A 12,657-nucleotide genomic window follows, 5' to 3' on the forward strand; every position below is an offset into this window, starting at 1 on the left:
AAATGGATACTTTAAGCATTTTACAAGACCTGGCAATTATCATAATTTCTGCCAAGTTAATGGGCATTGTTGCTAGAAAATTCAAGGCGCCTCAGGTTGCCGGAGAGATTATTGCAGGCCTTTTGATCGGCCCTACACTTTTGAATGCTGTTACTACCAATGATTTTCTTTCAGGGATGGCTGAAATCGGTGTGATCTTACTGATGTTCAGTGCAGGTCTTGAAACTAACATCGACAACCTGAAAAAGTCAGGCATAAAGGCTACAATCCTTGCATGTGCCGGAGTTTTAATTCCGCTTGTACTGGGGACAATTCTGTATATGTGTTTCTACGGCTTTTCAGGCGTAGGAACCACCGGATTCATGCAGGCTCTGTTTATAGGTACTATTCTGACTGCCACATCAGTAAGTATCACCGTTCAGGTTCTTAAGGAGCTTGGAAAGGTTTCAACAGATGTCGGAACAACTATTATGAGCGCCGCCATCATTGATGATGTTATCGGTATTGTCGTTCTGACAGCGGTTCTTGGACTACAGGATCCAGGTTCAAATGTGGGAATGGTTTGTGTTAAGACAGTTCTTTTCTTTGCCCTTTCAGTTATTGTCGGAATCATTGTATTTAAGATTATGAAAATAATGGATACAAGATGGCCACATACAAGAAGAATCCCGATCATGGGCATGGCTATAGCATTTGTTTTTTCATATGTAGCCGACAGATATTTTGGTGTTGCGGATATTACAGGAGCTTATGTTGCAGGAATTGTCCTTAGCTCACTTGAGGATTCGGAATACATAGACAGAAAAATGGACATCAATTCATATATGATCTTTGGACCTGTGTTTTTTGCCAGTGTAGGTCTTCAGACTAATCTCAAAGAAATAGATATGACTATAATGGCATTTTCACTTGCCTTCGTATTAGTCGGACTGCTTGGTAAGGTTCTTGGCTGCGGAACGGTAGCAAAGATTCTTGGCTACAACTTATCTGATAGTGCAAAGATCGGTGTGGGTATGATGACAAGAGGTGAGGTCGCTCTGATAGTTGCTCAAAGAGGCCTAAAGGCTGAGATCATAGACAGCAGATACTTTACAGCTGTAATTCTTCTGATTATCACCAGTTCAATACTTACACCTATTATACTGAAAGCGCTCTACTCACATGATGAAAAATCTATGGCCTGAATCTTGCAGATACCTTACGAATTCTATGTGGCTTTAACTGAGTTAATATTATTGCTATAAATACCAGAGTACATCCAAGGATTTCTCTTGCGGTTAATGTCTGGCTTAATATCAGCCATCCGAATAATGTGGCGAATACAGATTCCATGCTCATGATAAGAGAAGCGATGGTAGGGCTGAGATTCCTTTGGCCTACGGCTTGCAGAGTGTAACCTATAGCACTTGAGAAGATGCCGGTATAAAGGATGGGAATCCATGCCCTGAAGGTCGAAAGGGATAAAGCCCAGGTTGCAGGATTGGGAAGCAGCTCAAAAACAAAACCAAAGATGCAGGATAAAGCTCCGGCTACAAAGAACTGCGTGCAGGACAGTGCAACAGGACTCATGATCGGAGCATAGTGGTCAACACAGAGTATTTGCACCGAAAACATGAAGGCGCATCCAAGAAGCAGGATATCAGCCTTTGAAAGTAATGCTATACCGGACTGAGTTAGAGCGTCAAAGCTTGGAAAACAGAGATAGTAAAGCCCTACAAGTGCAACGATTACAGCGATATATACAAGCTTGGAGTTTTTCTTACCAAGGAATATCCCGAGTATCGGAACAAGAATGATATAAAAGGCTGTGATAAAGCCGGCTTCACCGCTTCCTGCACCGGCTGCAATTCCGGCCTGCTGGAAGGTGGACGCAAGAAATAAAGCCGCGCCGCAGATGATGCCGCCTATCAGTTTGCTCATTTGAAGCAAAGATCCCCTTTTCCTCTCGTGACCGATCATGGGAAGTAAACAGAAGCCGCCGATAATGAATCTGATTCCGTTAAAGGTATAAGTTCCGATGCTTTGTCCGGCAAGTGACTGCGCAACAAAGGCAGCACCCCATACGATAGATGCAAGGATAAGGAATCCTGCACTTATTAGTTTAGTTGTATTTCGTTCTGATTGTCTCATGACAATTACCTTATTACGTATGAATACATTCGTCAATCTGATATTTATGTGTTATTTACAGAATGCAATAAGGGCTCCGGCGGTGCCCATATCGCATAATAATACATTCTCGGAAGGAATAATAACTTCCGAGACATACTCTGTTTTGTATTCTTCAAGAGTCATAGAAGCTTTGATATCAAAATCCGGGCAGGAGGCAGCGTAGCCCGGCTGGATCTTGTCTGCTTTCGGGATATAATCTTTGACGTAATGATTGTAGATATCATCAGGAGAAGAGCATAACCAAAGGCAGTGATTTAAATCCGGAGTAAGCTTTTTTACAACACGTTTTAGCTGCTCGCTTTTTTCAAGATCAATGATGGGAAAGCCTGTAGTTTTTATTTCATATACAAGATTAGTAAGCAGTCTGTAATCACTTCTGGATAAAAGAGCAGAATAGTGATTTATTAAAAAGTCGCATATTTCATATTTTCCACAGTACATTATCTCAGTTGAAACAACGCTTGTTGGATCATACTTACTGGTCGTAAGCGCATTTATTGAAGGGAAGAGAGTGTTATCGCGATAGCCCTTCCCGGTTTCTAATATTTTTCTTGCTTTTTCAGTTAAATACTTATATTCCACATTCTCCATACTTTTATTTTAGCCCATATTTTTGTATTGACATAATCATTTTTCGGGTTTATATTTAAATCAACATATGAACAAATGCTCATATGTAATTATGAAAAGGAGAACTGATCAGATGACCAAACTTTCATGCAAACTGGATGAGCTTCCGGATGAGGAAGAGATGTATGACCTTGCAGAGCTTTTTAAGGTCTTCGGTGATTCCACCAGAATCAGAATATTGTTTGCGCTATTTGCATCTGAGTTTTGCGTAAATGATCTTGCTGAGACTCTTGGAATGACACAGTCTGCAGTATCTCACCAGCTTAAGATCCTGAAGGTGAATCAGCTTGTGAAGAGCAGACGTGAAGGGAAGCAGATGTATTATTACCTGGCTGATGATCACGTAAGAACCATAATTTCCATGGGACGTGAGCATATAGAAGAAAAATAAATAATTAAAAGAAAAGAGGAAAAAACTATGAAAAAGACCTACAAATGTGAAGTTGATTGCGCTAACTGTGCAGCAAAGATGGAAGAAGCTATTAACAAGATCGATGGTGTTAAGAATGCAAGAGTTAATTTCATGACTCAGAAGCTTACACTTGAGGCTGATGATGAGAGATATACAGAGATTCTTGATGCTGCAGTTAAGGCCTGCAAGAAGGTTGAACCTGATTGTGAGATTGAGATCTAAATTTTATATAAATAGTTAAGAACAGCATTACGAGGCAGACATTATGACTAAGAAAATGAAGAAAACCAGAAACAGAATAATAGCAGTACTGATTGCTTTTGCAGCTCTTTTGGTTGCAGAGCATACGGGCCTTTTAGATAAGCTTCCCTGGCCGGCAGTTTTTGTTATATATCTTATTCCCTATCTTGTGATAGGATACGATGTTTTAAGGAAGGCCTTTATCAATATATCTCATGGCCAGGTATTTGATGAGAATTTCCTTATGATGATTGCGACCTTTGGAGCCTTTGCAATTGGTGAGTATTCAGAAGCACTGGCAGTTATGCTGTTCTATCAGATAGGCGAGCTTTTCCAGAGCTACGCTGTTGGTAAATCAAGGGCATCCATAACTGAGCTTATGAGTATTGCTCCTGAATATGCCAATGTGATTCAAGATAATGGCGATATCGAGGAGACAGATCCTGAGGATGTTCAGATTGGAACAATGCTGCTTATCAAGCCCGGTGAAAAGATTCCGATCGACGGTATCGTAACTGAGGGAGATTCCTTCGTTGATACATCAGCGATTACAGGAGAGTCTGTTCCAAGAAGAGCTTCTGAGGGAAGCGAAGTAATTAGTGGCTGCGTTAATAAGGACAGCGTTCTTAAGATCCGCACTACCAAGAACTACGAGGATTCAACAGTTTCCAAGATTCTTGAGCTTGTTGAAAATGCAAGCAACAAGAAATCAAGGATGGAAAATTTTATAACAAGGTTTGCGAAGTACTACACACCTGTTGTTACAATCGGCGCTGTTTTACTTGCGGTTATTCCGCCGCTCCTTGGTATGATGCCTCTTTCTGATTCAGTAAAAAGAGCATGTATTTTCCTTATAGTTTCATGTCCCTGTGCACTGGTTATATCCGTTCCTCTTGGATTCTTTGGAGGAATCGGAGCAAGCTCCAAAATGGGTATTCTTGTTAAGGGAAGTAATTATCTTGAAGCAATTGCCGAAGCAAGCACACTCGTTCTTGATAAGACAGGAACCATAACAAAGGGAGAGTTTAAGGTAACAGAGATTCTTCCTGCAAATGAAAACGTTACAAAGGAAGAGATAATATGCATTGCTGCAGGAGCTGAGAAGTTTTCAACTCATCCTATAGCAAGATCCGTGATGGAATATCACGAGGAGATGCATAAAAAAAATAACGAGAGCCTTGGAGACGATAATACTGTGCTTTCAGACATCAGGGAAGTTCCCGGGCACGGCATTACAGCAAGCTTTCAGAATGAGACCATCTATGTCGGTAATGCAAAGCTTCTTAGAGACAATAACATAGAATTTAGTGAATCCGATAAGCCCGGAACCATTATTTATGTGGCAAAGGGAAAACTTTTTCTTGGAACAATCATAATATCTGATACAATAAAAGAAGGTGCAGCAGAGTCTATTTCACTGGCTAAAAGAGCCGGAGTTTCAAAGGTCGTAATGCTGACCGGAGATAACGAGGATACTGCTAAGGCTGTAGCGGATAAGGTTGGAATAGATCAGGTTTATGCACAGCTGCTGCCCGCTGATAAGGTGGAAAGAGTAGAGAAGCTTCTTGAAGATAATAATAGCGGCAAGGTTGCATTTGTCGGTGACGGTGTTAACGATGCTCCTGTTTTGATGAGAGCCGATGTGGGAATTGCCATGGGAAGTATGGGTTCCGATGCTGCTATTGAAGCTGCGGATATTGTCCTTATGGATGATGACATCAGCAAGATTTCCGCAGTAATTCAGATCGCCAGGAAGACACTGAGAATAGTAAAAGAAAACATAGTCTTTGCTCTTTTCGTGAAAATATTGATACTGTTTCTTGGCGCAATTGGATTTGCTACCATGTGGATGGCAGTTTTCGGAGATGTTGGCGTAGCTGTAATAGCAATTCTTAATTCCATGAGGGCCATGAAATGGACGAAAGAGGACATGAATGGCAAAGTCAGAGCTTGAACTTATCCAGTATTTAATGAGAATTATCAGTCATAAGAGCGGTGATGTCTGCAAGGTTACTTACACTCCTCAGAAGATTGCATTCCCTAAGAGTGCAGAAGGAGAGACAACTCTTCCAAGATCCACACCGGAGGAGCAGGGCGTAGACAGCGCCTTTATTGAAAAGCTATTTAGGACTTTATATAACAACAACAGCTGCCATATGCATAAGATCATGGTAGTGAGGAACGGATATGTAATTGGTGAATGTGCCTTTAAGCCCTTTGATATGGATTACTGGCATGTTACCCATTCCATGTGCAAAAGTGTAACAGGAATGGCTATAGGTCTTCTTGTTTACGAAGGAAAAATTAAATTAGACGACAAAATTGAAGATATATTCGGAAAGAAAGGCCCTCTGCAGATCTTCTTTTCCAAGGGACTTACAGTCAGACACCTCCTTACAATGAGTAGCGGTGTCGAGTTTAATGAATCGGGATCAGTCCTTGTCAATGACTGGAGAAAACAGTTCCTTGAATCACAGACGAAGTTCACGCCGGGAACAGCCTTTGAGTATAATTCAATGAATTCATACATGCTCTCGGCAATAGTGACGGAAGTTACAGGCGAGAGCATGTTTGATTATCTAAAGCCAAGAATTTTCGAGCCTCTTGGAATAAAGAGGGTATATTGGGAGAGCTGCCCCCAGAATATAAATAAGGGTGGCTGGGGAATGTACCTTAGAGCAGAGGATATGGCTAAGCTTGGTCAGCTGTATCTGAATAAGGGCATGTATGATGGAAAGCGGATTCTTCCTGAAGAGTGGGTTGAGGAAGCAACACAGGCGCACATGGCAACCGGTGAAGTGACAGCTCCCGGTTATGGCTTCCAGCTATGGACCAGCAGCTCGAGACTTGGTGCTTACACCTTTAATGGAATGCTCGGACAGAATGTATACATATTCCCTGATGTAAACATGATGGTAGTTACAAATGCGGGAAATGAGGATCTGTTCCAGAAGGGCAATATGTCTCAGACAGTTCACAGGCTGATGTCAGAGCTTGAGGTTCAGGATGCACCTATACCTGTTACACAGGAGGTAAGATGTAAGCAAAGCAGCCTTGGAGAATTTATAAGGATGGCTGAGGACATACCTGAATGCAGAACTGTTATTGCAGGCGGAGGCTGGAATAAAAAGAAGAAAAGAAATACCTGTGGCATGAGCCCTAAATTCAGATATCATCTTATGAAGTGCATTGATGGCGTAACCTATGACATGGATGATAAGGGTGTTGGCTTTATGCCGATACTGCTACAGATTTTACACAATAATCACACCGATGGAATTAAATCAGTCGGCTTTAAACTGGATGAAAGAACCGGTTCGTTTTTCCTTCTTATCACAGAGGGCGAAACTGTTCATGAGATAAAGTGCGGCTTTGACGGCTTCAGGGCAGTTACAGAGATAGATGAGCATGGTGAGATATATGCGATTTCAACTGTGTCAGAGTTTTCTATAGATGAATACGGAAGACCTGTACTTAGAAACGAATTCTATCTGCTCGAAGATTCTACCTGCAGAGTTATGAACATATACTTTGGGAAAAGAGAGCCGCTGGAGCATAATACCGGATTCACCCTGGAAAAAACAGATGTTCCGGAAAATATTGGTATTAGATTCGACGAGGTTCCGGGAAGCGGAATGCTCATGAGAATACTTAACCAGTTCGGACATTTAGAGCTGGGAAAGGGAATGAGCGGTTTTGTTTTAAACAGGCTTTCCGATTTTGGAGCGATAGATGCGCTGATGATGGCCATCACTGTTGCTGTAAGACCTAAACTGCATGGCAGAATACATGACAAAGACGGCAGTCTGGGGTATGATAATATAGATGAGCTTCCGGAGGAGGCTTATCTTATCTCAGATGAAGATGATGCAATTATGGAGGATGATTAAATATGGCAAATGAGATTTTTGAAAAAGTTAACAGCTGCGTAGAAGCAATCAGAAAGGTTACTGATTTTCAGCCCAGAGTTGCCATTACTCTTGGCTCAGGACTTGGCAACTATGCAGAGCAGATAGATGTTAAGTGTGAGATTTCCTATTCAGATATTCCGGGCTTCCCTGTTTCAACAGTTCCCGGACATGCAGGAAAATTCATCTTTGGTTATGTAGGAAAAGTTCCGGTAGTTTGCATGAAGGGCAGAGTTCACTTTTATGAAGGCTACGATATAAGTGACGTGGTTCTTCCTGCAAGAGTTATGAGCAGACTTGGCGCAGAGATTCTTTTCCTTACAAATGCTGCCGGTGGCATAAACTACACATTTGATTGTGGTGACCTTATGCTCATTAACGATCATATTTCAGTGTTTGTAAGAAACCCTCTTATCGGACCTAATATCGAAGAGTTTGGAACAAGATTCCCGGATATGAGCTGTGTATATGATAAGGAGCTTCGTGAGATCATTCTTGAGACAGCACTTAAAAACAAGATTCCGCTCAAGCAGGGTATCTACGCTCAGCTGACAGGGCCTTCCTTTGAGTCTCCTGCCGAGATACGCATGCTCAGAACTCTCGGAGCTGATGCTGTCGGCATGAGCACGGTTGTAGAAGCCATCGCCGCAAGACATATGGGAATGAGAGTATGTGGTATTTCATGTATAAGTAACCTCGCTGCAGGTATGTTAAATGAACCCCTTTCTCATGAAGATGTGCAGAAGGCTGCAGACAAAACCGGACCTCTTTTTGAGAAGCTTGTAACCGAGTGCGTTAAGAAATTTTAATTAAGACCATGGAGAAGGAAAACGGGATGAGAATCAGATTTTACAATGCAAAAATACTTACAATGAAAGATGGACAGGATATCTTCGAGGGTGAGCTTTGGGTAAGCGGGAATAAGATAATCTTCTGCGATACCAATGAACAGATAGAGAACTACTACAAGGAAAATCCCAACACAATGCTGGTGTTTGACAGAGAGATAGACTGTAAAGGTAATCTTCTTATGCCCGGCTTTAAAAATGCGCATACTCATTCCGGTATGACGCTGCTTAGGTCAAAGGCTGATGACCTGCCGCTTGCAGACTGGCTTAATAAGCAGATTTTCCCTGTAGAGGCCAAGCTTACTGCAGAGGATATTTATCACCTTACAAAGCTTGCAATACTTGAGTATTTGGATGGTGGTATTACATCCATTTTTGATATGTATCTTACACCTCAGTCAATAGCTGATGCCTGCAGAGATGCAGGTATGAGATGTGCTCAGGTCAGCGCCGTGAATAATTTCAGCCAGTCACCTGAGCTGGTTGAGGAGATGTATAACACTCTGAATGGAAGGGATGAGTACAACTCATATTTCATTGGCTTTCATGCAGAATATACCTGCTCTAAGGAGCTTCTTGAGAAAATAGCAGAGCTCTCACATAAGTACAAGGCACCTGTATTTACTCACATTTCAGAAACTGCAGGTGAGGTTGCAGGATGCAGGGAAAGATATGGGATGAGCCCTGTGGAGTTCCTTGACAGTCTTCAGATGTTTGATTACGGCGGAGGCGGATATCACCTTGTTCATACTGATGAGAAGGACATGGATATCCTGAAAAAGCGCGGACTCTATGTTGTAACAAATCCCGGTTCAAATACAAAGCTTGCAAGCGGAATTGCTCCTATTAACGATTACTTAAAGAGAGGAATTCCTGTAGCGATTGGTACTGACGGACCTGCAAGTAACAATGCTCTTAGCATGTTCAGAGAGATGTTCCTTGTAACAGGACTTGGTAAGCTTCGTGAAAATGATGCCGCATGTATTGATGCTATGGAAGTTCTTAAGATGGCTACAGTTAACGGCGCAAGAGCAATGGGACATAATAACGCAGATGCTCTTGAGCAGGGCAAGCTTGCTGACATTATCATGATTGATCTGCACAAGCCTAATATGCAGCCTGTTAACAATATCGCCAAGAACATTGTCTATAGTGGTGACACCTCAAATGTAATTCTTACAATGATCGGTGGAATTATCAGATACGAGAACGGTAATTATAATATCGGTGTAAGCCCTGATGAGATCTACGCAAAGGCAGAAGAAATCAAGCAGAGAATAAGTAAAGAACTATAAATATTATCGAGGAGAGTGTATGACAGCTGGGATGATTTTGGGTATTATAGGAGCATTTATCCTTATAATATTTCTTCTGGGGGTAAAAAATTCAAGAGATGAAGGCAGACGCTTTAGAAAGAAGTGCGCAGACGAATATGGTTCTGCGCCTTCGTCTTGTATAAAGAAGGAAAGAGACAGTTTAAGCGGTTTTTATAACGCTAACAAAAAGGATTTTTTCATTGATGATATAACCTGGAATGACCTTATGATGGATGAGGTTTACGACAGGATTAACTATTGTGAGACATCCTCGGGTGAGGAGTACCTTTACTATATGCTGAGGTGCCCGGAAATAGAAAATGAAGATGCCTTTTCAAAAATGGAAAAGAGCCTTGGGGTTCTTAAAGATAATGCTGATGAGCGGATACTCCTTAAGGAAAGCCTCCACAAGGTTGGAAGGATGGGCAGGTATTCAATCTGGGAATATCTGAAGCTTCTTGATAATGCAAAGACAGGCTATACCGGCCTGGAAATGGTTATTCTTTTTCTGTATGTATTTTCAATTGTTGTGATGGCAACGTATAATTTCACAATGGGCTTTTGCCTGTTTACATTGCTTCTTTGTGTAAACATGATGGCATACTTTAAGATCAAAGCATCTATCGACCCGTATCTAGCCACCTTTTCATACGTTCTAAGACTTATAAGAGGTGCAGGCGAGCTGAAGGGCATTAAGTCAGAGGCTTTCGGGGATGAGATTAAAAAGATAGCTGAATATGAGAATAACCTAAAGGGCTTTAAAAGAGGCTCCTGGATTCTCATGTCTGCCGGAAGAGCTACCGGCTCCTCAAATCCCTTTGATGTGATTCTTGATTATGTGAGAATGGCGACACATCTTGATCTTGTAAAATATCATTCAATGCTTAGAAAGCTAAAGAATGAAATAGAAAGCGTATATGGATTAACAACGCTTATAGGCTACATTGATGCCTGTGTGTCTATAGATTATTACAGAGCTTCCTTGAAGAATGGATACTGTATCCCGGAGTTCTCAAGGAATTCTGATTATGTTATTGCTGAGGGAAGACATCCTCTTATGGATGAGCCTGTTGCCAATTCATTTACCGCAAAAAGAGGATTTCTTATAACCGGTTCAAACGCATCAGGTAAATCTACATTTCTTAAGATGTGTGCGATAAACAGCGTTTTTGCACAGTCAATCCATACCTGCCTATGTAAGGAATACAGGGCTCCGCTTTACAGAGTTTATACCTCCATGGCACTTAAGGATGACCTTAAGCTTGGAGACAGCTATTACATGGTGGAGATAAAATCTCTTAAGCGTATCCTTGATGCGGCAGGCTTCTTCAATGCGCCGGTGCTCTCATTTATAGATGAGGTTTTACGCGGAACCAATACGGTTGAGCGTATAGCAGCTTCCTCAAAAATTCTGGAGTACTTCGCAGGTAACAAAGGCGGTATGATGTGCTTTGCGGCAACACATGATGGTGAGCTGTCCGAAATTTTAGGAGAGCTTTATGATGTTCATCATTTTGAGGGCGAGATGAAGGAAGGAGATGTCCTTTTCGATTACCTTCTTAAGGATGGTCCTGCCACCAAAAGAAATGCCATCAGTCTTTTAAGGACAATTGGCTACAACGAGAGCATAGTTGATGAGGCCGAGAAAATGGCTGCAAGATTTGAAGATAAAGGAATTTGGAATTTATGAATGTGACAATATATTCAGACGGATCAGCAAGAGGAAACCCGGATGGACCGGGCGGATACGGAACCGTTATACAGTTTGTTGATTCAAAGGGTGAGCTCCATGAAAAGGAATTAAGTGCTGGGTACGATAAGACAACAAATAACAGAATGGAGCTTATGGGAGCGATAATGGGGCTTGAAGCCTTAAACAGACCCTGCGTAGTGGATCTCTATTCAGACTCCAAGTATGTAATTAGTGCTTTTAATGAAAACTGGATAAACGGCTGGCTTAAGAAAAACTGGAAAAAGTCTGACGGAAAGCCTGTTAAAAATGTTGAGCTCTGGAAGAGACTTCTTGAAGCTGCAGGAAGACATCAGGTCACCTGGCACTGGGTTAAGGGACATGACGGACATCCGGAAAACGAGAGGTGCGACAGTCTTGCAACGACTGCTGCCGATAGCCCTTCTGATGAGCTTCTCCATGATGATGGCGGAGATCTTAGATAGCGTAAAATGAACTAATTACCGTAAAAGGCAATTTTTGTCAAAAAGTTAGCATGATATGAATTGAAAATACTCCCTAAAATATGATATTATTTTAATAGTGTGAAAAATAGTTTAGAAAAAGCTTAAATAAATTTTAAGCGGAATGGAGTGTATTATGAAATTCTTCTTGGATACTGCTAACGTTGAAGACATTAAAAAAGCAAATGACATGGGCGTTATCTGCGGTGTTACAACAAACCCTTCTCTTATCGCAAAAGAGGGCAGAGATTTTAATCAGGTTGTTGCAGAGATCGCTTCTATCGTAGATGGTCCTATAAGTGGCGAGGTTAAGGCTACAACAGTTGATGCTGAAGGCATGATCAAAGAGGGCCGCGAGATTGCTAAGATCCACAAGAACATGGTAGTTAAGATTCCTATGACAGAAGAGGGACTTAAGGCTTGCCACACACTTGCAGCTGAGGGTATCAAGATCAACATGACTCTTATCTTCACAGCTAACCAGGCTCTTCTTGCAGCAAGAGCAGGCGCTGCATTTGTTAGTCCTTTCCTCGGAAGACTTGATGATATCAGCACAAGAGGAACAGACCTTATTTCTGAGGTTGCACAGATATTTGACCTTCACGGTATCGATACAGAGATCATCGCTGCATCTGTTCGTCATCCTATGCACGTTACAGATTGCGCACTTGCAGGTGCACACATTGCTACAGTACCTTATGGCGTTATCGCTCAGATGGTTAATCATCCTCTTACAACTGCCGGAATTGAGAAGTTCCAGAAGGATTATAAGGCAGTTTTTGGCTGAGAAAACCTGGCGAGGTATTGCCTGGCCTAGTTTGAACGTGTTCTGGCGAGCGAAACGAGAGCAGAACTTCCTAAGAGAAGCACTTTTGTGGTGCTTCTTTTTTTTAATAATTTTTTATATATGATTAATAGTTTTACAGCGTCCGTTTTGC

General features: G+C 41.7%; 12 protein-coding genes. 10 read left to right on the forward strand and 2 right to left on the reverse strand.

Features of this window, described 5'->3' with window-relative positions; all coding sequences use genetic code 11:
• Nucleotides 1-2: 2 nt before the first annotated feature.
• Nucleotides 3-1,184, forward strand: coding sequence for a cation:proton antiporter (locus G587_RS0100325; RefSeq protein ID WP_026490593.1), 1,182 nt, complete (start codon nt 3-5; stop codon nt 1,182-1,184).
• Here G587_RS0100325 and G587_RS0100330 read toward each other — a convergent pair.
• Together G587_RS0100330 and G587_RS0100335 are read right to left on the reverse strand one after the other, a co-directional pair.
• Nucleotides 1,174-2,130, reverse strand: a complete 957-nt coding sequence (locus tag G587_RS0100330) for a DMT family transporter (RefSeq protein WP_051200449.1) — start codon at nt 2,128-2,130, stop codon at nt 1,174-1,176. The genes G587_RS0100325 and G587_RS0100330 overlap by 11 nt on opposite strands.
• A gap of 51 nt (nt 2,131-2,181) precedes the next feature.
• Nucleotides 2,182-2,763, reverse strand: coding sequence for a hypothetical protein (locus tag G587_RS0100335; RefSeq protein ID WP_026490595.1), 582 nt, complete (start codon nt 2,761-2,763; stop codon nt 2,182-2,184).
• A 112-nt stretch (nt 2,764-2,875) separates the two neighbouring features.
• Between G587_RS0100335 and G587_RS0100340 the strand changes: the two genes are divergently transcribed.
• The 9 genes from G587_RS0100340 (at nt 2,876) to fsa (ending at nt 12,506) form a co-directional block, all read left to right on the forward strand.
• Nucleotides 2,876-3,193, forward strand: a complete 318-nt coding sequence (locus G587_RS0100340) for an ArsR/SmtB family transcription factor (protein ID WP_196812482.1) — start codon at nt 2,876-2,878, stop codon at nt 3,191-3,193.
• A 27-nt stretch (nt 3,194-3,220) separates the two neighbouring features.
• Complete coding sequence (locus G587_RS0100345) at nt 3,221-3,436, forward strand: cation transporter (RefSeq protein WP_026490597.1); 216 nt, start codon at nt 3,221-3,223, stop codon at nt 3,434-3,436.
• A gap of 43 nt (nt 3,437-3,479) precedes the next feature.
• Nucleotides 3,480-5,408, forward strand: a complete 1,929-nt coding sequence (locus G587_RS0100350; RefSeq protein ID WP_026490598.1) for a heavy metal translocating P-type ATPase — start codon at nt 3,480-3,482, stop codon at nt 5,406-5,408.
• On the forward strand, nt 5,389-7,344 hold the full coding sequence (locus G587_RS20750; protein WP_051200451.1) for a serine hydrolase domain-containing protein: 1,956 nt from the start codon (nt 5,389-5,391) through the stop codon (nt 7,342-7,344). The genes G587_RS0100350 and G587_RS20750 overlap by 20 nt, the downstream gene beginning before the upstream one ends.
• A gap of 2 nt (nt 7,345-7,346) precedes the next feature.
• Nucleotides 7,347-8,171 (forward strand): purine-nucleoside phosphorylase, encoded by an 825-nt coding sequence (locus G587_RS0100360; RefSeq protein WP_026490599.1) that lies wholly within the window; start codon nt 7,347-7,349, stop codon nt 8,169-8,171.
• 26 nt (nt 8,172-8,197) lie between these two features.
• Nucleotides 8,198-9,505 carry an amidohydrolase family protein gene (locus tag G587_RS0100365; RefSeq protein ID WP_026490600.1) on the forward strand — a complete coding sequence of 436 codons (1,308 nt, stop codon included), beginning with the start codon at nt 8,198-8,200 and terminating at the stop codon, nt 9,503-9,505.
• Between the two features lie 19 nt (nt 9,506-9,524).
• Nucleotides 9,525-11,216 (forward strand): MutS-related protein, encoded by a 1,692-nt coding sequence (locus G587_RS0100370; RefSeq protein ID WP_026490601.1) that lies wholly within the window; start codon nt 9,525-9,527, stop codon nt 11,214-11,216.
• Nucleotides 11,213-11,701 carry a ribonuclease HI gene (rnhA, locus tag G587_RS0100375; protein WP_026490602.1) on the forward strand — a complete coding sequence of 163 codons (489 nt, stop codon included), beginning with the start codon at nt 11,213-11,215 and terminating at the stop codon, nt 11,699-11,701. The genes G587_RS0100370 and rnhA overlap by 4 nt, the downstream gene beginning before the upstream one ends.
• Before the next feature lie 154 nt (nt 11,702-11,855).
• The gene (gene fsa / locus G587_RS0100380; RefSeq protein ID WP_026490603.1) at nt 11,856-12,506 is read left to right on the forward strand and encodes a fructose-6-phosphate aldolase; all 651 of its coding nucleotides are present in this window, start codon (nt 11,856-11,858) and stop codon (nt 12,504-12,506) included.
• Nucleotides 12,507-12,657 lie beyond the last annotated feature (151 nt).

The organism is Butyrivibrio sp. XPD2002, from assembly GCF_000423945.1.
In the GTDB taxonomy this organism is placed as follows: domain Bacteria; phylum Bacillota; class Clostridia; order Lachnospirales; family Lachnospiraceae; genus Butyrivibrio.